Origin of the sequence: Mesorhizobium sp. UC74_2, from assembly GCF_042701485.1 — a bacterium.
Lineage (GTDB): Bacteria > Pseudomonadota > Alphaproteobacteria > Rhizobiales > Rhizobiaceae > Mesorhizobium.
In genome coordinates, this window is record NZ_CP170562.1 from 3,257,497 (window position 1) to 3,283,641 (window position 26,145).

Annotated in this window: 17 protein-coding genes, 1 tRNA gene and 1 pseudogene; 5 read left to right on the forward strand and 14 right to left on the reverse strand. The window is 60.5% G+C overall.

Annotation, left to right across the window (positions count from 1 at the left end):
* Positions 1-3: 3 nt before the first annotated feature.
* On the reverse strand, positions 4-1,524 hold the full coding sequence (locus ACFJIU_RS15885) for a phosphomannomutase/phosphoglucomutase (RefSeq protein ID WP_379061331.1): 1,521 nt from the start codon (positions 1,522-1,524) through the stop codon (positions 4-6).
* 219 nt (positions 1,525-1,743) lie between these two features.
* On the opposite strand from ACFJIU_RS15885, the gene ACFJIU_RS15890 reads away from it, so the two are divergent.
* Both ACFJIU_RS15890 and ACFJIU_RS15895 read left to right on the forward strand, forming a co-directional pair.
* A tRNA-Pro gene (locus ACFJIU_RS15890) sits at positions 1,744-1,820 on the forward strand.
* Between the two features lie 217 nt (positions 1,821-2,037).
* On the forward strand, positions 2,038-2,352 hold the full coding sequence (locus ACFJIU_RS15895; protein WP_379061333.1) for a YMGG-like glycine zipper-containing protein: 315 nt from the start codon (positions 2,038-2,040) through the stop codon (positions 2,350-2,352).
* A gap of 88 nt (positions 2,353-2,440) precedes the next feature.
* Here ACFJIU_RS15895 and ACFJIU_RS15900 read toward each other — a convergent pair whose 3' ends face one another.
* The 4 genes from ACFJIU_RS15900 to ACFJIU_RS15915 all read right to left on the reverse strand — a co-directional run bounded on the left by ACFJIU_RS15900 (position 2,441) and on the right by ACFJIU_RS15915 (position 7,768).
* The gene (locus ACFJIU_RS15900) at positions 2,441-4,060 is read right to left on the reverse strand and encodes an ABC transporter ATP-binding protein (protein ID WP_379061336.1); all 1,620 of its coding nucleotides are present in this window, start codon (positions 4,058-4,060) and stop codon (positions 2,441-2,443) included.
* 1 nt (position 4,061) lies between these two features.
* Positions 4,062-5,192, reverse strand: coding sequence for an ABC transporter permease (locus ACFJIU_RS15905; RefSeq protein WP_379061338.1), 1,131 nt, complete (start codon positions 5,190-5,192; stop codon positions 4,062-4,064).
* On the reverse strand, positions 5,185-6,108 hold the full coding sequence (locus tag ACFJIU_RS15910) for an ABC transporter permease subunit (RefSeq protein ID WP_379061340.1): 924 nt from the start codon (positions 6,106-6,108) through the stop codon (positions 5,185-5,187). The genes ACFJIU_RS15905 and ACFJIU_RS15910 overlap by 8 nt, the downstream gene beginning before the upstream one ends.
* 64 nt (positions 6,109-6,172) lie before the next feature.
* Complete coding sequence (locus tag ACFJIU_RS15915) at positions 6,173-7,768, reverse strand: peptide ABC transporter substrate-binding protein (protein WP_379061342.1); 1,596 nt, start codon at positions 7,766-7,768, stop codon at positions 6,173-6,175.
* 380 nt (positions 7,769-8,148) lie between these two features.
* Here ACFJIU_RS15915 and ACFJIU_RS15920 point away from each other — a divergent pair, with 380 nt between their 5' ends.
* Positions 8,149-8,610, forward strand: a complete 462-nt coding sequence (locus ACFJIU_RS15920) for a TadE/TadG family type IV pilus assembly protein (RefSeq protein WP_379061345.1) — start codon at positions 8,149-8,151, stop codon at positions 8,608-8,610.
* Positions 8,610-10,406, forward strand: coding sequence for a pilus assembly protein TadG-related protein (locus ACFJIU_RS15925; protein ID WP_379061347.1), 1,797 nt, complete (start codon positions 8,610-8,612; stop codon positions 10,404-10,406). Before ACFJIU_RS15920 ends, ACFJIU_RS15925 begins: the two co-directional genes overlap by 1 nt.
* 55 nt (positions 10,407-10,461) lie before the next feature.
* Here ACFJIU_RS15925 and ACFJIU_RS15930 read toward each other — a convergent pair whose 3' ends face one another.
* Entirely contained in the window at positions 10,462-12,093 is a 1,632-nt protein-coding gene (locus ACFJIU_RS15930; protein WP_379061349.1) for an alpha-glucosidase family protein, read from the reverse strand.
* Complete coding sequence (glgX, locus tag ACFJIU_RS15935) at positions 12,090-14,093, reverse strand: glycogen debranching protein GlgX (protein ID WP_379061351.1); 2,004 nt, start codon at positions 14,091-14,093, stop codon at positions 12,090-12,092. The genes ACFJIU_RS15930 and glgX overlap by 4 nt, the downstream gene beginning before the upstream one ends.
* A gap of 160 nt (positions 14,094-14,253) precedes the next feature.
* Here glgX and ACFJIU_RS15940 point away from each other — a divergent pair, with 160 nt between their 5' ends.
* A complete protein-coding gene (locus ACFJIU_RS15940; RefSeq protein ID WP_379061353.1) occupies positions 14,254-14,694 on the forward strand; it encodes an SRPBCC family protein in 441 nt (146 codons plus the stop codon).
* Between the two features lie 113 nt (positions 14,695-14,807).
* Here ACFJIU_RS15940 and ACFJIU_RS15945 read toward each other — a convergent pair whose 3' ends face one another.
* The 7 genes and pseudogenes from ACFJIU_RS15945 to ACFJIU_RS15975 all read right to left on the reverse strand — a co-directional run bounded on the left by ACFJIU_RS15945 (position 14,808) and on the right by ACFJIU_RS15975 (position 26,046).
* Positions 14,808-16,436, reverse strand: coding sequence for an alpha-D-glucose phosphate-specific phosphoglucomutase (locus tag ACFJIU_RS15945; protein WP_379061355.1), 1,629 nt, complete (start codon positions 16,434-16,436; stop codon positions 14,808-14,810).
* 3 nt (positions 16,437-16,439) lie between these two features.
* Positions 16,440-17,885 carry a glycogen synthase GlgA gene (glgA, locus tag ACFJIU_RS15950; RefSeq protein WP_379061357.1) on the reverse strand — a complete coding sequence of 482 codons (1,446 nt, stop codon included), beginning with the start codon at positions 17,883-17,885 and terminating at the stop codon, positions 16,440-16,442.
* A gap of 3 nt (positions 17,886-17,888) precedes the next feature.
* Positions 17,889-19,154, reverse strand: a complete 1,266-nt coding sequence (glgC, locus tag ACFJIU_RS15955; protein WP_379061359.1) for a glucose-1-phosphate adenylyltransferase — start codon at positions 19,152-19,154, stop codon at positions 17,889-17,891.
* Between the two features lie 107 nt (positions 19,155-19,261).
* A pseudogene (gene glgB, locus ACFJIU_RS15960) lies at positions 19,262-21,463 on the reverse strand (1,4-alpha-glucan branching protein GlgB); the annotation flags it as partial.
* Positions 21,464-21,515: 52 nt separating this feature from the next.
* Positions 21,516-23,984, reverse strand: coding sequence for a glycogen/starch/alpha-glucan phosphorylase (locus ACFJIU_RS15965; RefSeq protein ID WP_379061361.1), 2,469 nt, complete (start codon positions 23,982-23,984; stop codon positions 21,516-21,518).
* A gap of 197 nt (positions 23,985-24,181) precedes the next feature.
* Positions 24,182-24,967, reverse strand: a complete 786-nt coding sequence (locus ACFJIU_RS15970) for an ATP-binding cassette domain-containing protein (protein ID WP_379061363.1) — start codon at positions 24,965-24,967, stop codon at positions 24,182-24,184.
* Positions 24,964-26,046, reverse strand: a complete 1,083-nt coding sequence (locus tag ACFJIU_RS15975) for an ABC transporter permease (RefSeq protein ID WP_379061365.1) — start codon at positions 26,044-26,046, stop codon at positions 24,964-24,966. Before ACFJIU_RS15975 ends, ACFJIU_RS15970 begins: the two co-directional genes overlap by 4 nt.
* Between the last annotated feature and the right edge of the window lie 99 nt (positions 26,047-26,145).

Sequence of the window (26,145 nt, forward strand, 5' to 3'; positions counted from 1 at the left end):
CATTCAAAATGTCTGATTGTACGGCCCGACGTCCGGGCTGCGCCGCAATACCGCGTCAACGCCTTCGAACATCTGCCGCCGCCGCTCCGCGGAAACCGGGCTTTCCACCACGACCACCAATTCGGGCTTGTTCGACGAAGCTCTCACCAGCCCCCAGGTGCCATCTTCCGCCACCACACGGACACCGTTGACCGTGACCAGATCGACGATCTTCTGACCCGCAAAAACCGCGCCGCGCTGCTTCAGTGCCTGGAAATCGGCGACAACGCGTTCGACCACGCCATATTTCTTGTCGTCATCACAATGGGGCGACATGGTCGGCGTGCCGAAGGTCAACGGCAGGTCGCGGTAGAGATCGGCCATGGACTTGTCGGGGTTGCGATCGAGCATGCGACAAATCGCGATTGCCGTCACCAATCCATCGTCATAACCGCGCCCGATGGGCGGATTGAAGAAGAAATGGCCGGACTTCTCAAATCCGGCGATGGCGCCAAGTTCGGCAACCCGGCGCTTGATATGGGAGTGACCGGTCTTCCAATAGTCCGTTTTGGCGCCGTTGCCGCGCAGAACGTCATCCGTGTTGAACAGACCGGTCGATTTCACATCGACGACGAAAGCCGAACCAGGATGCTCGCTGGAGATGTCGCGGGAGAGCATCACTCCCACCTTGTCGGCGAAGATCTCATTGCCTTCGTTGTCGACCACACCACAGCGGTCGCCATCACCATCGAAACCCAGGCCGATATCGGCACCGGTCTCCAGCACCTTGTCCCGGATGGCATGCAGCATTGCCATGTCTTCCGGGTTGGGATTGTAGCGCGGGAACGTATGGTCGAGTTCAACGTCCAACGGAACCACCTCGCAGCCGATACGCTTCATCACCTCAGGTGCAAAAGCCCCCGCGGTGCCGTTGCCGCACGCAGCCACCACTTTCAATTTTCGGGAGATACATCCACCGGAAACAAGATCATCGATATAGGCAGTGCGAAAGTCCGGAACGAACGCATAGCTGCCACCATCGACGAGATCGAAATCGCCACCGAGCACGATGTCGCGCAATGAAGCCATTTCTTCCGGGCCAAAGGTGAGTGGCCGCTGAGCCCCCATCTTCACACCTGTCCAGCCGTTTTCGTTGTGCGATGCGGTGATCATGGCGACAGACGGAACGTCGAGCGCGAACTGGGCGAAATAGGCCATGGGCGACAACGCCAGTCCGATATCCTTGACCTTGGCACCGGCGGCCATCAGGCCGGACACCAGCGCCAGTTTTATCGACAGCGAATAAGACCGAAAATCATGAGCCGTGACGATAGTTGGCCCGACGCCCAGACGGCGAATCAAGGTGCCCAGCCCCATGCCCAGTGCCTGGACACCAACAAGGTTGAGTTCAGGCGGCTGAGCAGAGCCGGAGTGACCGAACCACCAGCGCGCATCATACTCACGGAAACCCGACGGCTTGACGAGCGCCGAGGTTTCGAACGCGAAGGTATTGGGCTTGGCCTCAGTGACGATCTTGAAGGTCAAGGCAGCGAAACTCCCATCGGCGCGGGCTTTTTTGCAGCGAGAATGACCTTGCGCTTCGCCGTCGCGTGCAGCGCTCTTAGCACATCTGCCTAACAGGAACCTTATTGGGAAAAGCACTGCGCCGACAAAGCTCAACAAAGCTCATGAAATGCGACCGTAACTGCGCCATACCCGCTTGCAGGAACCGAACGTGGCAGCTATAAGCCCGCCGTCTGGTCACGGAGTGTAGCGCAGCCTGGTAGCGCACATCGTTCGGGACGATGGGGTCGCAGGTTCGAATCCTGCCACTCCGACCAGAAAAGTCAGTGACTTGGCTTCCCGAAATCAGCCGGTTCTCAGTTCCTGCTATCCATTCCGAGCCATGCGGCGAATTTGCTGCGAGACAATCATCGAATCCGTGCTGTTGGTGCCGATCACGTTGCGTTGCCGGTGGTCACGACATGATTTCCTGCCCCCGTTCCGCCGCAATGGCCTTTCAGGGCAACGATGGGGCTTCAGTGAGAGGATTTCCCGATGCGACTTTATACTACAATTGCCGCCATGCTGATGGCGGTGGCGCTCGCGGGTTGCGAGACGTCGGAACAGCAGCAGCGGGCAGGTACGGGCGCGTTGATCGGTGGCGCTGGCGGCGCACTGGTCGGCCAGGCGATCGGCCGCGACACCAAGAGCACATTGATCGGAGCCGGCGCCGGTGCACTGCTTGGCGCGGCCGTGGGCAGCTCGACGACCCCGCAACGCCGCGGCGAGGAGATGTGCCGTTACCAGGATCGTTCTGGCCGCATTTATACCGCGCCCTGCGATGACCGCTATTATAACGGCAACTATTGAACTCCAGGCCCAGTTGCCGCCAAGATGAGAAAAGCCCCGGTTCGAACCGGGGCTTTTTTCATATCGATCGATCTGCGTCCAACTGGCGTCAGGCGCTTGCCCGGAAGCGGGTGGTGTCGATGGCGGCAGTCATCAGCGTCTGCGTGTACTTCTCGCGTGGATGGTCGAAGATGGCATCCGTTGGCCCTTCTTCGACGATCTTGCCCTGCTTCATGACGATGATGTAGTCGGCCATCGCCCGCACCACCGCAAGGTCATGGCTTATGAACAGGTAGGACAGGTCGTGATCGGCCTGAAGCTTGCGCAGCAATTCCACGATCTGCTTCTGCACGGAACGGTCCAATGCCGAAGTCGGCTCGTCCAGAACCACCACTTTCGGTTTCAGGATCATTGCACGGGCAATGGCTATGCGCTGACGCTGGCCGCCTGAAAATTCGTGCGGATAGCGATTGCGCATGATCGGGTCGAGCCCGACCTCCTTCAGCGCCTCCACCGCACGGTGATCGCGCTCCTTGGACGACAGCGCAGGTTCATGCACGAGGAGCCCCTCGGTGATGATCTGCCCAACCGTCATGCGCGGCGACAGCGAACCGAACGGATCCTGGAAAACCAGTTGCAACTCGCGGCGCAACGGGCGCATGGCCTGTTTGTCGGCTCGGGAAATGTCGTTGTCGCCGAAACGGATCTGCCCGTCGCTCGGCAAGAGCCGCAGCAACGCGCGTCCGAGCGTCGACTTGCCCGAACCGGATTCACCGACAATGCCGATGGTCTGGTTGCGTTTGAGCCGAATGGAGATGTCGTCGACAGCACGCAGGATGACCGGATCACCGGCAAGGAAACCACCGCCGATCTTGAATGTGACTTCGACCTTGCGTCCCTCGAGCAGAACCGGGGCATCGGGCGCCGGTGCCGCCTTGTGGCCTGTGGGTTCGGCCGCCAGCAGCATCCTGGTGTAGGGATGTTGCGGATTGGCGAAGAGCGCTGTGGCCTCTCCTTCCTCCACCACCTCACCGGAACGCATCACATAGACGCGATCTGCGAAGCGCCGCACGATGCCCAGATCGTGCGTGATGAAGACGATGGCCATGCCGAGCTTCTTCTGCAGCTCGGCCAGCAGCACCAGGATCTGCGCCTGGATGGTCACGTCCAGCGCCGTCGTCGGCTCGTCGGCGATCAGGATGTCCGGATCGTTGGCGAGCGCCATGGCGATCATCACACGCTGGCGCTGGCCGCCCGACATCTCGTGCGGATAGGATTTCAGCCGCCGCTCGGGATCGGGAATATGGACGAGGCGCAGCAGTTTCAGCGCCTCCTCACGCGCGGCCGCAGCACTCAGGCCGCGATGCCGCCGTATCGGCTCCATCAACTGGTTGCCGATCGTGTAGAGCGGATCAAGCGAGGTCATCGGCTCCTGGAAGATCATGCTGATCTTGCGCCCGCGGACCTTGTTGAGCTCGCCCTTGCGCATGGTGAGCAGGTTCGAGCCACGGTAGTCAACCGCGCCGGTTGCTTCACCATTCGAAGCGAGCAGCCCCATCGCAGCCATCATCGTCTGGCTTTTGCCGGAGCCCGACTCGCCGACGACGGCGACGGTTTCGCCGGCTTTCACGTTGATGTTGATGCCCTTCACGGCGTCAACGGCACCATCGAGTGTGCGGAAACGCACCTTGAGGTCGCGAACATTGAGAACGGTTTCTGCAGCAGCCATCTCAACGGTCCTTCGGATCGAGCGCATCGCGCAGGCCATCGCCGACGAAGTTCAGCGCAAACAGCGTCGAAACAAGGAAGAAGGCTGGAAACAACAGCAACCAATTGGCGGTACCGATGTTCTTGGCTCCGGCGGAGATGAGCACGCCCCAGCTCGTCATCGGTTCCTGCACGCCAAGCCCCAGGAACGACAGGAAACTTTCCAGGATGATGACCTGCGGCACGAGCAACGTCATGTAGATGACGACCGGGCCGAGCAGATTGGGAATGACGTGGCGCAGCAGAATACCGCGCTGGCCAACTCCAAGCGCCTCCGCCGCCTGCACATACTCCTGCCGGCGGATGGACAATGCCTGGCCGCGGACGATGCGAGCCATGTCCAGCCATAGCACGGCGCCGACCGCCAGGAACATCAGCACGAAGTTTCGCCCGAAGAACACCACCAGCATGATGACGAAAAAGATGAAAGGCAGTGAATAGAGCACATCGACGATGCGCATCATGACTTCATCGACCTTGCCGCCGGCAAAGCCTGCCGTAGCGCCGTAGAGCACGCCGATGACGACGGCGACGACACCGGCAAGCAGGCCGATGGCCAGCGAAATCCGCCCCGCCACCAGGGTGCGGGACAACAGATCACGGCCGATATTATCGGTGCCGAAGAAGAAATAGGCCTGTCGCACCGTCGTGCCGATGACGATTTCGTTGCCTTCCGGCGACTTGCTCAGCACCTGCGCGCCATCGAAGGTATCAGAACGGTCCAGGTAGCGCAGATAGCGTTCATCGATCGGCTTGGACGAGGTCAGGGTTATGGTGAGATTGCTACCATCCTGCTTCACGTCCTTGACATCGACACGCATGCGCCGAACCACATCGTCCAGCGCAGTCTTGATCATCTCTTCCTTCGGATAGGCCGAAAAACTGGGCGGCGTGCGCACATAGTCGGAATAGATCGTTGTGTACTGGTGCGGCACGAACCAGGGACCGATGATGCAGACCAGCCCCATCAGGATCAGATAACAGAGGCTGATCATGGCAGCACGATTGGCTTTCAATCGCGCCCAGGCATCGCCCCAGAGCGAGCGGCCCACCACGGTTGAGGCAGGAGCGGAGGTGGCTGCGATCTCAGTCATAGCGCACCCTCGGATCGACCACGGCGTAGAGGATATCGACGATCAGGTTGAAGATGATCGTGAAGATCGCGATCACCACCACCGTGCCCATCACCAGCGTGTAGTCACGGTTGAGCGCCGCATCGACGAAGTATCGGCCGACCCCGGGGATCGAGAAGATGGTCTCGACCACGATCGAACCGGTCAGCAGCGCCGCCGCTGCGGGACCGGCATAAGACACGATCGGCAGCAATGCGCCTCGCAAAGCGTGCTTGACCACGACCGACCAGTCGGAAAGACCGAGCGCCCGCGCTGTTCGAATATGATGCGATCGCAGGGATTCGATCATCGAACCGCGCATGAGGCGCGCCACGATGGCAATCTGCGGCAGGGCCAGTGTGATGACGGGGCCGATCTTGTTGATCAAGGCGCCGTCACCCCAGCCACCGATCGGCAACAGTTTCCAGCTCAGCCCAAAGACAAGCTGGATCAAAGGCGCGATGACGAAGGTGGGGATCGTCGAGCCGGCGGTTGCCACGGCGATCACGGCGTAGTCTGCCGTCTTGTTCTGATTGAGCGCGGCGACGACACCAAGGATGGAGCCGAGGATCAGTGCCAGGATCAAGGCGGAGGTGCCTAGCTGGACCGAGATCGGCAGCCCTTTCCAAAAGAGCTCGCCAACGGTGAAATCAGGCAGATTGTAGCTCGGCCCGAAACTGCCATGCAGCAAGTTGTTGAGATAATTCAGATATTGTTTCCAGAGCGGATCATTGAGCCCGAACTGGGCCTCAAGATTGGCTTTGATGACGGGACTTAACCCGCGCTCCTGGTTGAAGGGGCCGCCAGGGGCCACCCGGATCAGGAAAAACGCCAGCGTAACGATTACGAATAGCGTCGGGATGGCGGTCAAAAGCCGCCGGAACACATAAATCAACATAGTCGCCAGACCTCACAAGCGCAGGAAGCCGCCGTCTCCTGTTGGAGACGGCGGTCCATACGGATTATTGGTCTTTGCTGATGAAGCGCGAAGGATGCACGTCCATCACATTGTCTTCGAAGCCGTGCAACTTCGGAGAGACGATGTTGTGGAAGCTGTAGTAGAGCAGCGGAATCTGACCGACTTCGTCGATCAGGACGCGTTCGGCGTCGCTCAGCAGCTTCATGCGCTCTTCCGGATTGCCACCAGCAGCGGCGGCCTTGTTCATGGCTTCTTCAAATTTCGGGCTGTTGTAGCTCGAATAGTTGTTGCCACTGTCCTTGCGGGTGATGCCGAGGAAGGTTTCCGGATCCTGATAGTCGGCAATCCAGGCAGCGCGGGCAACGTCGTAATTGCCCTTCTGCTCAAGGAAGCCATAGTGGGTCTTGGTGTCGGTGTTGAGAAGGGTAACCTCGACGCCCAGCGGTTTCAGCTGCTCCTGGATGGCGACGGCGGTGTTCTTGTGGTTCTCCGAAGTATTGTAGCGGATTTCCATCTTCAGCGGGTTGTTCGGACCGTAACCAAGCTTCTCCAGGACCTTCTTGGCTTCGTCCTCGCGGTCGATCTGCGACTTCTCCGCAAACTTGGCCATGGCGGGCGTATAGCCCTTGATGCCCGGAGGCACCATCGAATAGCCGGGGAACATTGAATTGTTCCAGACCTTCTCGGCCAGGAAGTCGCGGTCGATCGCCTCGGAGATGGCGTTGCGCAGTTCAACGTTGTCCCAGGGCTTCTTGTCGGTCTTGATCGCGTAGTAGTAGGTGCCGAGGTACGGCGCGACACGGATCTGATCGCCAAACTTCGCCTTCAGGTCGGGCAGCTGCTCGGTCGGCAGATCATCATAGCTGTCCATTTCACCGGCTTCGAAGCGCTTCATCGCCGAAGAACGGTCTTCGGTGGGGATGAAGTTGACCACATCGATCTTGACGTTGGCCGCATCGTGGAATTTCGGGTTCTTGACCATCTTGATGTGGTCGTTCGGCACCCATTCGGCGAGCGTATAGGCGCCGTTGGAAACCAGCTTGCCCGGCTTCACCCATTCCGCGCCGAGCTTCTCGATCGAAGCCTTGTTGACCGGATAGGCGGCCTGGTGGGTCAGCATTTCGAGGAAGTAAGGCGTCGGCGCATTGAGCTTGACTTCGAGGGTCAGCGGGTCGATCGCCTTGATCCCCATCTCTTCGGGCTTGGCCTTGCCCTTGTTGACGTCTTCCGCCTTGACCACGGGATACAGCATCGAGGCGTACTCAGCGCCGGTCGCCGGATCTTCGAGGCGATGGAAGGCATAGACGAAGTCGTCAGCCGTCACCGGGCTGCCATCCGACCAGACCGCATCCTTGCGCAGCTTGAAAGTATAGGTCTTGCCGTCGTCGGAAATCGTCCAGCTTTCTGCGGCGCCCGGAATGAGATCGGCCTTGGCGTCCTGCATGACCAGGCCTTCGAACAGGTCGCGCAGCACATGGGCTTCATAGACAGTCGACGTCTTGTGCGGATCGACGGTTTCCGGCTCGGCGGCACTGCCGCGATTATAGACCACTTCGGCAAATGCCGCCGAATGGAAGGCACCGCTCGACAAAGCGAGCGTAGAGGCGAACACGGTCGCCTTCAGCATTGTTTTCAGCATGGAATCAATTCTCCCTTTCTCATGCGAGCCGGCCCTATCGGGGCTCGCGGGACGTTGACGCCCGCAGGCCGTACACCGGCCTCTCCTGGGGCGAGCCGCGGTTCCCTCTCCGCAGCAGATGGCCAGACACTAACGCCGCGAATTTTTATTTCAACACACCTTCAACCTTCCCCAGCGTCATCTTTCATGGATAGTTGTGCAGATGTTTCGAAAGATTAATAAAATCAAATACGTAACCCATAACTAACCATTATTCGGCTTAACCCACGAAAAACCCAACTCGTTTGACAGCCGCCCAAAATATTAATGCGGCATTAAGCAACCACCGGTTACTTTCGAATGTACTTTTGTAGGCTTTTCTTTTTTAGGCGGGAGAAAGCATGCATAGTATACGAGGAGTCTCAACTTTCACTCTCCACTCGAAAATTTCGAGATGGAAAGAAAACGACGACGGAACTTCGGCGGTAGAGTTTGCTTTGCTTGCGCCGCTGTTCGTTCTCTTTCTGCTCGGAATGGTTGCATACGGCATCTATTTTGGTGCCAGCCATTCTGTTCAACAGATAGCGGCGGACGCGGCCCGCACTGCGATCGGCGGGCTGAACCAGACCGAGCGTCAATCGCTCGTTACCACCTTCCTGGCCAACAACGCCGCAGGCTATCCGTTTGTCGATGCCACCAAGCTCACCGTGGTGGCCAGGGACAGCACAGCCGACGGCAGCCAGTTCGTCGTTTCCGTTACCTATGATGCGCGCAACCTCCCGATCTGGAACCTCCTGTCCGGGTTGCCGCTGCCTGGCACGAACATCGCGCGCCAGTCCACGATCCGTGTCGGGGGCATCTGATGAGCGCTTCATCCAGTCTGCGCGGTCTGGTTCAACGCTTCCTGCCTGATCGGAACGCCAACTTCGCCATCATGGCGGCACTGTCCATGCCCGTCGTCTTTGCATTGATGGCCGTCGCCATTGATGAAGGCTCTCTCTACACCGAGCGGCGCGCATCGCAATCCATCACCGACCTTGCCGCTATCGCGGCGGGCTCAAACATCACCAATGCCAACCAGGCTGTGCTGAACACCTTGAACGACAACGGCCTGACCGGCGCGACGGTGGTCCAACCCGGCACAGGCACACCAACCCCTGCAAACCCGCTGGTGAGTGTCGTGCGAGGCCGATACACACCGACTTTGGCTATCGGCCAGCGTTTCCAGGCCAATGTGCAGCCCTACAACGCGGTCTCGGTGTCGGTGCGCAAGGTTGGCACAATGTATTTTGGCGGGGCCTTCATGAGCCCGCCGATAATCAGCAACAACGCCATCGCCTCGGTCACACCGCAGGCTGCCTTCTCCGTCGGCTCGCGGCTGGCATCAGTCGACACCAGCAAAAGCCCCCTGCTCAATGCCGTACTCGGCGGCCTTCTCGGCACCAATGTCGCGCTCAACGTGATGGACTATAACTCGCTGCTCAGCGCCGATGTGAACGTTCTGTCGTTTCTGGATCAGCTTGCCATCAAGCTGAACCTTACCGGCGTCAGCTATTCAGATGTACTTGGCTCCAAGGCCACCATCGGACAGATCCTCAGCGCGCTGGCCAGCGTGCCTGGGCTGGATTCACGCAGCCAGCTTGCGCTGCAAACCCTGGCGGCAGGCGCGACCAACCTGATCAAGATACCGCTCAATGCCCTTGTCGACCTTGGAAATGTCGGACGCCTCGGCCTCGGCCAGCGACCAGCCGGCCTGACTGTCGATGCCGGCCTGTTCAACATGGTGTCCGCGGCGGCCGGCCTCGCCAACGGGAACAAGCAGATCGATCTCGGAGCTGCCGTGAACATTCCGGGCGTGCTGAAGATCAGCATCCTGCTCGCCGTTGGCGAACCACCTCAATCCTCCCCATGGTTCAGGGTGGGGCAGAAAGGGGACGTGGTACGCACCGCCCAGACACGGTTGAAACTGGTCGTCGAGGTTCTTCCGGCCTCCAGTCAACTGACGCCGGGCGTCGATATCAAAAAGGACCAACAGGGCAACCCAGGAGTAATCACATTACCGGTCAACGTGGAACTGGCTTATGCCGAAGCCACACTGAGTGACATCAGTTGCTCGACCGGACAGCCCGCGAGCCGTGTTGTCACGATCGCAGCCCGCCCAGGGATCGGTGACGTGAAGATCGCACAGACCACAGGGACGGGTTTCGCCGATTTCACACAACCGCAGAGCTTTACCCCGGCACCTATCCTGAATGTAGGAATCAACTTGTTGCTGCTGCAGCTCAATCTCGTGACTGTGAATGCTTATGCCGATATCGACATCGGCAATACGAACACGACAAATCTGACATTCAACAATACGGACATAACCGCCAAAACGGCCAAAACTGTTAAAACGACGAACTATACCAATTCGGCAACAACCTCACTGCTCGGAAATCTGCAATTGAGTGCAACCGTCTTGGGTATAAAACTGGACCTCATCACGGACCTTCTCCTGAACACCATCCGCCCGGCACTGATTCCCATCCTGCAAACGATTACCACCCCGCTGGACAACGTCCTCGCGTGGCTGCTCTCATCTCTCGGCATCGGGCTGGGCGAGGCTGACGTGCGGGTGACCGGAGCCACCTGCGGACAATCGGTCCTCGTGCAATAAACGCTATTCGCGATACCCGAAGCAGGAAGACGGAGGGCTTGCCCTCCGTCTTCCTTCAATTTACCAGCCTGGCTAGAAACATCCCCAGCGGCGGCAGCGAAACATTCGCATCAATGCCGACAGCTTCGCCCCCGGCGAAATCAAGTACTTCCGCGACTTCCAACCCGTCGGGCAACGACCAGACGGCATCCCCGCCGGTGAAATTGAAGACACACAGCAACGTCTCTCCTTCTCCTTTCCTCACAAAGGCAAGCACATCGCCCTCCGCATCCAGGAAACAGATCGAGCCCGTTGCGAGCGATGGATGCTGCCGGCGCAACGCCAACACCGCGCGATAGACGGCAAGCACGCTCTCGTTGCTATCGCTTTGAACATCAACGGCGCGAATGCGGTGCTCTTCCGGTACAGGAAGCCATGGTTTCGCAGTCGAAAAACCTGCATTGACGGCACCAGCCTCCCAAGGCATCGGCGTCCGACAGCCATCGCGCCCCTTGAAACCCGGCCAGAAGCGGATGCCGTAGGGATCGCGCAGATCTTCAAAGGCGAGCTCGGCTTCGGGCAAGCCAAGTTCTTCGCCCTGGTAAAGGCAGATCGAACCGCGCAGGCAAGCGATCAATCGAATGGCGAACTTCGCCACGACGTCGCCATCTCCACCAGGAGGCGTCCAGCGACTGACATGGCGAACGACATCGTGGTTGGAAAACGCCCAACAGGCCCAGCCTTCCGGCGCGGCAGCGCCAAACGCCTCGACGCAGCCACGTACATGCGCGGCCGAAAAGGCCTGTCCCAGCAGATCGAAAGTATAGCACATGTTGAGGCGATCGGCGCCCGAAGTGTAGGCCGCCATGGTCTGCAACGATCGGCCTTCGTCACCCACTTCGCCGACCACCGCGCGGTCGCCATATTCGTCGATCAAGCTACGGAAGCGCTTCAGGAATTCAAGGTTTTCCGGCCGCGTCTTGTCGAACAGATGCTCCTGGAAAAGATAAGGATTGGTTTCAGTCAACGTGCCCGCGAGGCTTGCCGTCAGAGGTGGATTGGAGCGCAGCCAGCGATCGTGGACATAGTAGTTCACCGTATCGAGGCGAAAGCCGTCGACGCCACGCTCCAGCCAGAACCGAACGCTGTCCAGCAGCGCATCCTGCACCGCGGGATTGTGGAAATTCAGATCCGGCTGGGCGGCAAGGAAATTGTGCATGTAGTACTGCCGTCGTGTCGCGTCCCATTCCCAGGCAGGACCTCCGAACACCGACAGCCAGTTATTTGGGGGTGAGCCATCCGGCTTTGCCTCGGCCCAGACGTACCAATCCGCCTTTTCATTGTCGCGGCTGGCACGGCTTTCCCGGAACCAATCATGCCGGTCGGACGTATGCGACAGCACCTGGTCAATGATGACCTTCAGTCCCAGCCGGTGCGCCTCGGCCAGCAACGCATCGAAATCCTCCAACGAACCGAAAATGGGGTCGACGGCACGGTAATCGGAAACATCGTAGCCCATGTCGGCCATGGGAGACTTGAAAAAAGGCGAGAGCCAAACGGCGTCGACGCCGAGCGAGGCGACATGAGCAAGCCGCGCTGTGACACCTTTGAGATCGCCGCTGCCGTCGCCGGTCGTATCCTGAAAGGACCGCGGATAGATCTGGTAGATGACGCAGCCGCGCCACCATTCGTTTCCGGGATTGGTCATCTCGGCTCTCCACCGTTCTCGTCCCACTCACGCTCGATCATGAAGCAGACCGCCCTGCCCTCGATCAGGCGCCAAGCCTCGGCAGATGCATTGGGGTCAAGGGCATCGAACCAGCGATAACCATCGCGCAGCGGCATGACGAAGGTCGAAGATCGCCGGTCGCCATTGACCAGAACGGCGAGCCGGCCTCCGTCGACGCCGGCACTGCCCAGCACCATAGCCAGGCGGCGCCGGCTCGGATCATTCCAGGCTGCCTCATCCATCGGCAGACCGGTCTCCGTCATCCAGACGACATCGGGCAACCCGCCGTCATCACGCGGCTTTCCGGTCAAAAAGACTGTGTTGCGCAGCCCAGGCAGATCGGCGCGCAAAGCCGACAGAGCGGCGACATGATCTTCCAGGGCCTGATCGCGCCTGCCCCAATCCAGCCAGGTGAGCTCGTTGTCCTGCGCGTAGGCGTTGTTGTTACCACCTTGGCTGCGGCCGAATTCGTCGCCTGCAGTCAGCATGATGGTGCCACGGGAGGCAAACAGCGTCGCGAGCAGCGCCCGCTGGTCGCCGGCGCGTCGAGCCGCGATACGAGGTTCCGCGCTCTCGCCCTCGACACCAAAGTTCCAGGACAGGTTCTCGTCATGGCCGTCACGGTTGGCTTCGCCATTGGCCTGGTTGTGCTTTTTCTCGTAGCGCACGAGGTCGGCGAGCGTCATGCCGTCGTGAGCGGCGATGAAGTTCACGCTGCGGCTTTGCGTTTCGCCCGCGAAAACATCCGAAGACCCGGCCAGCCGCGTCGCCAGCCGTCCGACCAGACCGGCATCGCCGCGCCAGAATCGGCGGACATCGTCGCGATACTTGTCGTTCCACTCGAGAAAGGGGGAACCGAACCTGCCGAGTTGATAGCCACTCGTCCCGATATCCCAAGGCTCGGCAATCAGGATACGGTCTGAAAGAACCGGATCCGCACGCATGGCCGCAAGCAGTTGCGCATTCGGTGTGAAGCCGTTGTCGTCGCGCCCCAGCACGGGAGCGAGGTCGAAACGGAAACCGTCTACACCGGCATGGCGCACGAAATGGCGCAAGCTCGCCAGTACAAGATCGCGCACCGCCGGGTGGTCACAGGCAAGCGTGTTGCCGGTGCCGGTGTCATTGATCAACCGGCCGTCCGAGGTCTGGCGATAGTAGGCGAGACTGTCCAGGCCACGCAGCGACAGTGTTGGGCCGTGTTCGTCGCTCTCGCCGGTATGATTGAAAACCAGATCGAGGATGACGCCGATGCCAGCCTTGCGCAGGGCATCCGTTGCGGCATGCAGATCGTCAATACCTGCCGGCGCCAGATGCGGATCCAGCGCCATGAACGTAACAGGGTTGTAACCCCAGACATTGGTCAGGCCAAGCGGCGGCAAATGGCGTTCGTCGATCTTTGCGGTGACAGGCATCAATTCGACAGCGGAAACGCCGATCTTCTTCAGATGATCGATAACGACCGGATGTGCAAGCGCGCGCAGCGTACCGCGATCATTCTCCGGGACGTCCGGATGGCGCATGGAGAAAGCGCGGACAGGCAGTTCGTAGATCAACCCGCCGGGCTGGAACAACGGCGGCGGCACTGACGGTACGCTGGACAGGGCCGCAACAACCGCCTTCGGCACCAAAGGCGCGGTATCGCCACCTTCTCCGCGTCTTGCACCGAGCTTCGCATCGTAGACATAGGGGCGGTCGATGAGGACGGCGTAGGGATCGACCAACAATTTGTCAGGATCGAACCAAAGGCCCCGAGCTGGGTCGTAGTCGCCATCGGCTCGATAGCCATAGCGTGCGCCTGCCGTGATGCCCTTCGCACGCAGCCAGAAGATCCCGTCCTCGCCGCGCACCATCGGCAGGCGCTCGATCTCATGATCGGCGGCGTCGAACAGGCAGAGCTCGATCTTTCCGGCACGGCTGGACCAGACCGCAAATTCGGTGCCTGATGCGTCGGGTCGTGCTCCGAGTGTGGCGGGGGCCATGCGCTCCTGCAGTGAATTCAGTGTTGTGTGCGACTCGCCAGCAAGCAACAATAGCAAGCTTGCCGCGACGCGAAACCACGCGTTTCATCACCCTGTTTCAGAAAGTCGATACTGGCTGTTTCACCCGAATTTCTTGCCGGCAACCGATGAGGAGTAAGTCGTGCCCTACACCATCCGCTTGCACCGTGTCCTGAAAGCTCCGCCCGAAAAAGTCTATCGTGCCTTCCTCGATGCCGATGCCCTGTCGCGTTGGCTGCCGCCCTACGGTTTCCTTTGCAGCGTCGAGCATGTCGACGCCAAGGTTGGCGGCAGCTTCCGCATGGCGTTCAGGAACTACACGACCGGCCATGCGCATTCCTTCGGTGGCGAGTTCCTGGAACTCGAGCCCAACCGCAAGCTCGTCTACACCGATCGCTTCGATGATCCCAACCTGCCCGGAGAGATCAAGGTGACGGTTGAACTCACAGAAGTGTTCTGCGGCACCGACCTCAGGATCGAGCAGGCCGGCATACCGGACCTGATCCCGGAAGCCGGCTGCTATCTCGGTTGGCAGGAGTCGCTGCTGCAACTCGCCAATGTGGTCGAGCCCAACATTCCCTAAAGCAATTCCGGGAAAAGTGCGCAGCGGTTTTGCGTCCTGAGTTGCGTGACTACAAGAGAACCGCAGCGCTTCCGCTTAAAACGGAAACGCTCTGGTCCTGCCGCCGAGACGGTTCAGGTGATCACGCTGGGCTTGTCACGACCGGTATGGCGCTTGATGCCGGCGATGTCGTCGGCGGCCGCGATGAGGTCGGCCAGCGCCTCCTGCGTGTCGAGGCCATGTTTGGAAGGATCCGGTTCGTAGCGCTCGATGTAGACACGCAGCGTCGCGCCCGACGTGCCGGTACCGGAGAGCCGCAGCACCACGCGCGAGCCACCCTCGAACAGGATGCGGATGCCCTGCTTCTGGCTGACGGAACCATCGACCGGATCGTGATAGGAAAAGTCGTCGGCCGCTGCGACGTTCAAGCCCCGCACAACCGTTCCCACAAGCGTGGCTAGCTTGGCGCGCAGTTCATCGACCAGCGCGTTGGCACGGGCGCTGTCGACTTCTTCGTAGTCGTGGCGGGAGTAGTAATTGCGGCCATATTCAGCCCAATGCCCGGTGACGATCTCCTTGGCACTTTCTCCCCGCGCGGCCAGGACCGACAACCACAACAGCACGGCCCAGAGACCGTCTTTCTCGCGCACATGGTTGGAACCTGTGCCAGCACTTTCCTCGCCACAGATCGTGGCCATGCCGGCGTCGAGCAGGTTGCCGAAGAACTTCCAGCCAGTCGGCGTCTCGTAGATGCCGATACCGAGCTTCTCCGCCACGCGGTCGGCCGCGCCGCTGGTCGGCATGGAGCGCGCGATGCCCTTGAGACCGTCCTTGTAGCCCGGTGCCAGATGCGCGTTGGCGGCCAGCATGGCAACGGAATCCGAGGGCGTGACGAAAATACCCTTGCCGATGATCAGGTTGCGGTCACCGTCGCCGTCGGAAGCCGCGCCGAAATCAGGCGCATCCGGCCCCATCATCTCGTCATAGAGATGCTTGGCGTGGACAAGGTTCGGATCGGGATGGTGGCCACCAAAATCCGGCAGTGGCTTGAAGTTGCGGCAGGTACCGGCAGCCGCGCCGAGCTGGGTTTCCAGGATTTCCTTGGCGTATGGGCCGGTGACGGCATGCATTGCGTCGAAACGCATGCGAAAGCCAGACTTGAAAAGTCTGCGCAGCGCATCGAAGTCGAACAACTCAGCCATCAGCTCGGCGTAGTCGGTGACGGAATCAATCACCTCCACCGTCATGTCGCCTGCCTGCACCGTGCCGATCGTGTCGAGGTCGACAGGCGCGATGTCGGCTATCTTGTATTCGGTGATTGCCTTGGTGCGCTCATAGATGGCGTCGGTCAGCTTTTCGGGCGCCGGACCACCGTTCTCGGCATTGTATTTGATGCCGAAATCCTCGTGCGGACCGCCGGGATTGTGCGAGGCCGACAGGATGATGCCACCGAAGGCCTTGTATTTGCGAATGACATTCGAAGCGGCCGGTGTCGACAGGATACCACCCTGCCCGACCATCACCTTGCCAAAGCCGTTGGCAGCGGCGATGGCGATCACCTTCTGCGCCACTTCGCGGTTATAGAACCGGCCGTCACCGCCCAGCACCAACGTCTTGCCCTGAAATTCCTGCAGTGAATCAAAAATCGACTGCACGAAATTCTCGACATAATTCTCCTGCTGAAACACCGGCACCTTCTTGCGCAGTCCCGACGTGCCGGGCTTCTGGTCGTCAAAGGGCTTGGTGGCAACGGTACGGATCATCGTTCAGGCAACCTTCCTTGCAAGCAGCGAGCGGTAGAGCTCGACATATTTCTCCGCGCTGCGGTCCCAGGACACGTCAGCTTTCATGCCTTGCCGCTGGATCGAGTTCCAGACGCCGGCATTGCCGTGTGCCTGCATCAAGCGATGTACCGCGTGCAGCATCGCATCACCACTGTTGGCGGCGAACTGGAAACCGGTCGCCGCACCGGCGGCCACAGCGGCCTCGTTGGCATCGATGATCGTGTCGGCCAACCCGCCGGTGCGCGCCACCAACGGGACGCAGCCATAACGCAGACCATAGAGCTGGGTCAGGCCGCATGGCTCGAATCGAGACGGGATGATGATGGCATCGCAGCCACCCTGCATGACGTGCGACAGCGCCTCATCATAGCCGATCACGGTGCCGATACGGCCGCGATGGCGAGCAGCGGCAGCCAGCAAGGCGCCTTCGAGACCGGGATCGCCGGATCCCAGCACGGCCAACCTGGCACCGGCAGCGACAACACTGTCTGCTACAGCAGCAAGGATGTCGATGCCCTTTTGCCAGGTGAGACGGCTGACCACGCAGATGATCGGGCTGTCGTCCTTGGCGAGATTGAAGCGTTCTTCCACCGCCGCCCGGTTCGCGATGCGCTTGCCCAGGGTCTCGGCGGAATAGGTCGAGACCAGATGTTTGTCGGTAGCGGGATTCCAGATGTCGACGTCGATGCCGTTGACGATGCCATGGAGATCGGCAGCCCGCAGGTTGATCAGTCCGTCCAGTCCCATGCCGAACTCCGGCACGCGGATTTCCTGTGCGTAGGTCGGGCTGACGGTGGTGATCGCCCAGGCGGCCTGCAGGCCAGCCTTCAGATACCCCACACCGCCATAATATTCGACGCCGTCGAGGCTCATGGCCTGCGCAGGCAGGCCAAGTTCTCCGAAGATGCCGGCGCCGAACTGACCCTGGAAGGCCAGATTGTGTACGGTGATGAGCGATGGCGTGCCGACCGCCTTGCCGTAGCGCATGTAGGCCAGCGTCATCGCCGCCTGCCAGTCATGCGCATGCACGATATCGGGCTTGTAGCCGTCGATGCCGCCGCCGGCGATATCGCCCCCGACACGACTCAACGCTGCGAAGCGACGCCAATTGTCCTGCCAGTCGCGACCATTGGCATCGCCATAGGGCCCGCCGACGCGATCAAACAGATGCGGTGCGTCGAGCACCAAGAGATCGAGCCCGTCCACCTGTGCTGCCTGGACGGTGGCCTTGCCACCATAGAGTGCCTGATATGTCGCCGCGGCCTTCTTTTTCTTCAGCGCATTCATCACGACCGGGTAGCCGGGCACGAGCGAACGCATCGCCACGCCCTTGCCGGCCAGTGCCACCGGCAGAGCGCCGGCGACATCGGCCAACCCGCCGGTCTTGACCAGCGGGAATATCTCCGGCGTGACGGACAGAACCTGCATGCGTTACGTTCCCAACCTGTCGATCATGTCCTGCGTTATCAGAACAATACCCCTTTCCGAAACCCGGAAGCGCTTGCGGTCAAGTTCCAGATCCTCACCAACGACAAGGCCTTCGGGGATGTGCACACCGTGATCGATGACGACATTGGTCAGTTGCGCATTGCGGCCAACATGGCAGTCCGGCAGCATCACGACATGGTCGAGGCTGGAATAAGAATTGATGCGGGCTCCGGTGAAGATCAGGCTGCGCTTCAGCGAGGCACCCGAAACGATGCAGTCGCCCGACACCAGTGACGACACAGCCATGCCGCGCCGTCCCTCGTCGTCATGCACGAACTTCGCCGGGGGCTTCAATTCCGCATAGGTCCAGATCGGCCAGTCGCGGTCGTAGAGGTCAAGCTCCGGCGTGATATCGGTGAGGTCGATATTGGCTTCCCAATAGGCGTCGATGGTTCCGACATCGCGCCAATAGGGTCCAGCCTCAGCAGTCGAACGCACACAGGACTTGGCAAAACGGTGCGCCACGGCCTTTCCGTGCTGGACGATGTACGGGATGATGTCCTTGCCAAAATCGCGGCTGGAGTCCGGCTCGGCAGCATCACGGCGCAGCTGTTCCATCAGGAACTTGGTCTTGAAGACGTAGATGCCCATCGAGGCGAGCGCATAGTCGGGCTTGTCGGGGATGCCCGGCGGATCAGCCGGCTTTTCGATGAAGGAGAGGATGGCGTCCTTGTTGTCGACATGCATGACACCGAAGCCGGTGGCTTCCATGCGAGGGACCTCGAGACACCCGACAGTGACATCGGCACCAGCGTCGACGTGCTGGCGCAGCATCAGCTCATAGTCCATCTTGTAGATGTGGTCGCCGGCCAGGATCACCATGTATTCGGGCCCATAGGCCTCGATGATGTCGATGTTCTGGTAGACCGCGTCGGCCGTGCCCTCATACCATTGTGTTTCCGATACGCGCTGGCTGGCCGGCAGGATATCGAAACTCTCATTTCGCTCCGGCCTCAGGAAGTTCCAGCCGCGCTGCAGATGGCGGATCAGCGAATGCGCCTTGTATTGGGTAGCCACCCCGAGGCGTCGGATGCCTGAGTTCAATGCATTAGAAAGCGCGAAGTCGATGATGCGGGTCTTGCCGCCGAAATAGACGGCGGGTTTTGCACGCCGGTCGGTCAACTCCTTGAGGCGACTCCCGCGTCCGCCTGCCAGGACGTAGGCCATCGCATCGCGCGCCAGCGGTTGCGACCGTTTGAAATCCGCCATTATCAACCTCCCTGCTTTGCCCTTGGAGCCGCCGTTTTCCTCGCGCGTGGCCCCGTACCCGAACCAACTCGGCCTTCGACCTTGCTGCCCTTGGTCGCCGGCACGAATTCCAGCATCAGCGTCGCCAATGGCGGCAACATCATCAGTGCCGCCGCACGATCGCCTTCGGCGTGCGCTTCCACAACACCACCATTGCCCTTGCCCGAGCCGCCATAGGCGACGGCATCGGTATTCATAATCTCGCGCCAGGTGCCCGCCTCAGGCAATGGAACGCGATAGTTCTCGCGCGGAACCGGTGTAAAATTGGAAATAACGGCGACCGGATTGGCACCAGGAGCCTTGCGCAGCCAGGCAAACACGGAATTCTCTGCGTCGTCGACAATCAGCCATTCAAAGCCGTCCGGCTCGCAGTCACGTTCATGCAGCGCCGGCTTTTCACGATAAAGGCGATTCAAATCGCGCACCGCATCCTGCACGCCGCGATGCGGAAGATGCTGCAGCAGGTTCCAGTCGAGTGCACGGGCCTCGCTCCATTCGCGGCGCTGGGCGAACTCCTGTCCCATGAACAGCAATTTCTTGCCGGGATATCCCCACATGAACGCGTAGTAGGCACGCAGCGTTGCGAACTTCTGCCAGTCGTCGCCGGCCATCTTGCCGATCAGCGTCGACTTCCCGTGAACCACCTCGTCATGCGAGAGCGGCAGCACGAAATTCTCCGTGAAGGCATACATCAGCCCGAAGGTGATCTGGTTGTGGTGGTGCTTGCGGAAGATCGGCTCGCGGGCAAGGTATTCCAGCGTGTCATTCATGAAACCCATGTTCCACTTGAAGCCGAAACCCAGCCCGCCCTCGTGCACGGGATGCGAAACCTTCGGCCAGGAAGTGGATTCCTCGGCAATCGTCATGACGCCGGGATGGGTACCGTAGAGTTCCTTGTTCATGCGTTGCAGGAACGCGACAGCCTCGAGGTTCTCGCGCCCACCCTTCTCGTTGGGGATCCACTCGCCAGCTTTGCGGGAATAGTCGAGGTAAAGCATCGAGGCGACCGCATCCACGCGCAGCCCGTCGACATGGTATTTCTCGGCCCAGTAGAGCGCGTTGTTGACGAGGAAGGAAAGTACTTCGCGGCGACCGAAATTGTAGATCAGCGTGTTCCAGTCGGGCTGGTAGCCCTTGCGTGGGTCAGCGTGTTCATAAAGGGCGGTTCCATCGAACCTGGCGAGCCCGAATTCGTCGGTCGGGAAGTGCGCTGGCACCCAGTCGAGGATGACGCCGATGCCAGCCCTGTGCGCACCGTCGACGAAACGTGCGAAGCCCTCCGGGTCGCCGAAACGAGCGGTCGGTGCGTAGAGACCAGTGGTCTGATAACCCCAGGACGGATCGTAAGGATGTTCCGAGATCGGCAGCAGTTCGATGTGCGTGAAGCCGGTATCGATCACATACGGAATGAGCCGCTCCGCCAGTTCATCCCAGGTGAGAAAGCTGTCGTCTTCGTTGCGTTGCCAGGATCCGGCGTGAACTTCGTAGATGGAGATAGGCTGGCGGCGCGCCTCCGCTTCGCGCCAGAATTTGCGATGCGCGGTGTCACCCCATTTGTGACTTGAGGGCGCGGTCGTCACCGAAGCAGTGGCTGGCCGCAATTCCGAGCGGAAAGCGAAGGGATCGGCCTTGAGCGGCAGGCGAACACCCTTTGCACCGACGATCTCGTATTTGTAGGGTCGTCCCTCGCCCAGGTCCGGAATGAATATCTCCCAGATGCCGCTGTCCCGCCGCTGCCGCATCGGATGGCGGCGGCCGTCCCACGCGTTGAAATCGCCAACGATGGAAACGCGTTTGGCGTTGGGTGCCCAGACGGCGAAATGCACACCACTTGCCCCCTCATGATCGATGAGATGCGCACCCAGCTTGTCGAACAGGCGAAGATGCGAACCTTCCGCCATGTAATAATCGTCGATTGGACCCAGGACCGGTCCGAACGAATAAGGATCGGTGATCCACCAGTCGCCGCCAGCATTGCGGGCGTGATATTTCACCGGCTGGCGTCTGCTGACTGCGATCGGCCCTTCGAAAAAACCGGCCTCGCCGCGACGGAGGAGTTCGCCGACCGCCTTGCCGGCCAAGGTATAGACAGTGACGGTCTTGGCATCGGGAATGAAACACCGCGCGACAAAACTTTTTCCGGCCTCCTGGATGCCAAGGACCGAGAAGGGATTGCCATGCGTACCCGCCGCAATCGCCTTGACGTCGGCGGCTGGAGCCGACCCGTCAGATTGATCGCTCGTCGCGGTCGCGCGCGGCTTTTTTGTCAAACGGCACCCCTCCCTGGGTCCACGGCCACGGACATGGCCCCATGCAATCACATCACACAGGCACGTTCCAGATTTCTTTCGCGTACTGGCGGATCGTCCTGTCCGACGAGAACCAACCCATACGTGCAACGTTACGGACGGCACGGGCGTTCCAGTCGGCGCTGTCGCTCCAGACCGCGTCCACCTCGCGCTGCTTGGCGGCGTAAGCGTCAAAATCTGCTGCGACCATGAACCAGTCGCTGTCGTAGAGACCATTCATCAGATCGCGATAGCGGTCCGGATCATGTGGAGAGAACACCCCGGACGAGATCGCTGAAATGGCTTGCGCCAATTCCGGCGAACCCTCGATGACGGCGCGCGGCTGGTAGCCGCTGCGGCGGCGTTCGGCCACTTCATCGGCCTTCAGGCCGAAAATGAAGATGTTGTCGTCGCCGACATGCTCCTTCATTTCGACATTGGCGCCGTCAAGCGTACCGATGGTCAGCGCGCCGTTCAGCCCGAACTTCATGTTGCCGGTACCCGACGCTTCCATGCCGGCCGTCGAGATCTGCTCCGACAGGTCGGCGGCCGGCATCATGATCTCGGCGAGGCTGACATTGTAGTTGGGCACGAACACGACCTTGAGCAGCCCGCGAACAGCGGGATCGCCATTGATGACCCTGGCAACGTCGTTGGCCAGTTTGATGATCAGCTTGGCGTTGTGATAGCTGGGAGCCGCCTTGCCGCCGAAGAACTTCACGCGCGGCGTCCAGTCCTTCTCCGGATGCGAGCGGATCTGGTCGTAGAGCGCCACCGCCTCCAGGATGTTGAGCAACTGGCGCTTGTATTCATGGATACGCTTGATCTGGATGTCGAACAACGCCGACGGATCGACGCGAATCCCAAGCCGGTCGGCGACCAGGTTGGCCAGCCGCACCTTGTTGGCACGCTTGACGGCTGCGAACTTCTTGCGGAATGCCGCGTCGTCCGCGAAACGGTCCAGATCCTTGATGACCGCGATATCGTCGAGGAAACGATCGCCAATGGCTTCGCGGGCCAGTGCCGTCAGGCCGGGATTGCACTGGATCAACCAGCGTCGCGGCGTGATGCCGTTGGTCTTGTTGTTGATACGGTCCGGATAGAGCCGGTGCAGGTCGGCGAACACCGTCTGCTTCATCAATTCGGTATGCAGCGCCGACACGCCGTTGATCGAATGCGAACCGACGAAGGCAAGATTGCCCATGCGCACGCGGCGATCGCCGTTCTCCTGGATCAGCGAGATCGAAGCGATCTGGTCTCCGGAGAAACGACCTGTCGCGCGGGCTTCCTGCAGCACCTCGGCATTGATGGCGTAGACGATCTGCATGTGCCGCGGCAGTAACCGTTCGAACAGCGGCACCGGCCAGCTTTCCAGCGCCTCCGGCAGCAGCGTGTGGTTGGTGTAGGCGAACGTTCGCTTGGTGATGTCCCAGGCCTTGGCGAAATCCATGCCATGGACATCCATCAACAGCCGCATCAGTTCCGGCACGGCAACAGCCGGGTGGGTGTCGTTGAGATGGATGGCGGCCTTGTCCGGCAGCGATTCCAGCTCGCCATACTGGCTGAGATGACGCTGCAGGATGTCCTGCAGCGAAGCGGTCGAGAAGAAATATTCCTGCCGCAGGCGCAGCTCCTGGCCAGCCTTGTGCGAATCCGCCGGGTAGAGCACGCGCGACAGCGCGTCCGCCTTGTTGCTTTCAGCCAGCGCGCCGATGTGATCGCCGGCATTGAACTTGTCGAGCAGAATCGGGTCGACGGGCATGCCGGACCAGAGCCGCAATGTGTTGACACGCTTGGCCTTCCAGCCGACCACGGGCGTGTCATAGGCAACCGCCAGCACATGCTCCAGGGGTTTCCAGACATGCCGCTCGAGCCGACCATCCCTGGCCGTCACGGATTCCACCGAGCCGCCGAAGCCGACTTCGAAGGAGCGCTCGCGCCGCTCGAACTCCCATGAGTTGCCATGATCGAGCCAGGTCTCTGGCAGTTCCACCTGCCAGCCGTCCTGTATCTCCTGGCGGAACATGCCGTTGGCGTAGCGGATGCCGTAGCCGTGGGCCGGCACGTCGACGGTCGCCATTGATTCCATGAAGCAGGCGGCAAGCCGGCCCAGACCGCCGTTGCCGAGCGCGGCATCTGGCTCGAGCGTGGCGATCTCGTCGAGGTCGACGCCAAGCGAGGACAGCGCCTCGCGCATCGGTTCCATGATGTCGAGATTGGAAAACGCGTCGCGCATCAACCGGCCGATCAGAAACTCGAGCGACAGGTAGTAGACGCGCTTCTCCTGCTGATCGTAGGTCTCTTTTGTAGCGCTGATCCAGTGGTCGATGATGCGGTCGCGCACCACCTTGATCGAAGCTGTCAACCAATCGTAGGGCGTCGCAACCGTGGTATCCTTGCCGACCCGATATTTGAGCGCCATCAGCACCTCGGACGCGAGCGTCTGAGGGTCCGGATGATCGAGATCTGGCAGCGGGACACTCGGCGTCTTGGTGCGGGTCATCTTGCCTCTCGCGCGACCGGCGATCAGAGCTCACTCATCTCGCCGAGAACCGATTTTGCCTTTCAAAAAGCATGCATAGCAGGACGTTCCGGTCCAGACTAGACAGCCGATCGGAATTTTTCAATCGATTTAATATTGCTAATATTCCGCATTGCACCCAGAGCATATCGCAATGCACTCCGGGCGCAATCGGCAGATCATGCAGCGGCCGCGGCGGCCTCCGGCGGAGCCTTCGCCCCGGTCATGAAGGCGACCGCATCCGACATCGAATATTCCTTCGGATTGATGACAGTGAGACGTCGGCCAAGCCGATGGATATGGATGCGGTCCGCCACCTCGAAAACGTGCGGCATGTTATGCGAGATGAGCACGATGGGCAGGCCGCGCCGCTTCACGTCGAGGATGAGTTCCAGGACACGCCGGCTCTCCTTGACACCGAGTGCAGCCGTCGGCTCGTCCATGATGACGACGCGGCTGCCGAAAGCCGCCGCGCGCGCCACAGCCACACCCTGGCGCTGGCCACCTGACAGAGTCTCGACCGCCTGGCCGATGTTCTGGATGGTCATCAGGCCAAGCTCGGTGAGCTTTTCGCGCGCCCGCTTTTCCATCGCCGTGCGGTCGAGCATACGAAACCAGGAGCCAAGAATGCCGGGCTTGCGGATCTCGCGGCCGAGAAACATGTTGTCGGCGATGGACAGGGCCGGCGACAAGGCGAGGTTCTGGTACACGGTCTCGATGCCGGCGGCGCGCGCCTCCATCGGAGACTTGAACTGTACCGGCTTGCCTTCCAGGAGGATCTCGCCCTCGTCCGGCGTAACGGCCCCGGAGATCGCCTTGATCAGCGACGACTTTCCGGCACCGTTGTCGCCGATGACGGCCAGAATTTCACCTGGATAGAGGTCGAAATCGGCGTTGTTCAGTGCCGTGACGCGGCCGTACCGTTTGACCAGCCCGCGTGCGGTGAGAATGGGTTCCGTGGTCATCCTGCGACCCTCCTGATCCATTGGTCGATGGCGACGGCGCTGATAATCAGCACGCCAATCAAGAGATAGGTCCATTGCGGGTCCGTACCGATGAGGCGCAGCCCGAGCGAGAAGACGCCAACGATCAGCGCCCCGAAAAGCATGCCGAGGATGGATCCGCGCCCGCCGAACAGCGAAATGCCGCCGATCACCACCGCGGTGATGGATTCGATGTTGGCGAACTGGCCAGCCGTCGGCGAAACAGAACCGATACGGCCGATGAGCAGCCAGCCGCCGAGTGCGCAGATCAGGCCCGACAGCACATAGACCGACAGCAGCATGCGGGTGACACGCACCCCCGACAGCTCGGCCGCGTCCGGATCGTCGCCGATCGCGTAGACATGGCGGCCCCAGGCGGTGTGGTTCAAGACGTACCAGAGAACGGCGACCAGCAGTACCATGGCGACGACGCCATAGGTAAAGACCGCGTTGCCCATGCGAAAATTGTTGCCGAAGAACTGCAGGATCGGCGCCTGCGTCTCGATATCCTGCGCGCGAATGGTTTCGTTGGCTGAATAGAGGAAATTCGAGGCCAGAACGATCTGCCACATGCCAAGTGTGACGATGAAAGGCGGCAGCTTCATATAGGCGACGAGCGCACCATTGATCCAGCCGCACAGCGCGCCGACGGCAAAGCCGCAGAGGATTGCGATCGAAGGCGGCAAACCGTAACGGAAGGTGAACTGCCCCATCACCACCGACGACAGCACCATGATGGCACCCACCGAAAGATCGATGCCGGCAGTGAGGATGACCAGTGTCTGCGCCGCGCCGATCACGCCGGTTATGGCGACCTGCTGCAGGATCAGCGTCATCGAGAAGGCCGAGAAGAACTTGCCGCCGATGATCAGGCCGAAGATCAGCACCGAGACTACCAGCACGATCAATGGCACGGCCGCCGGATTGGAATGCAGGAAATGCTGTATCTTTTCCAGGGTCGAACGCGTGTGCGTGTCGAAGTCCGCCACGGCAGTGTCGGCTCCAGTCAGCACTTTCTCGAATTCCTGCGGTCGCCTGGCATCCGCCGAAGCGTCGGTCATGTCGGCTCCTCCCGATCGGGGACTACGCCCCGTCATATGCCTAAGGTGGTGATGCCTCGCCGGCGCGCCGATGCCCCCTCCCCGGCCAGAAGACAGCAG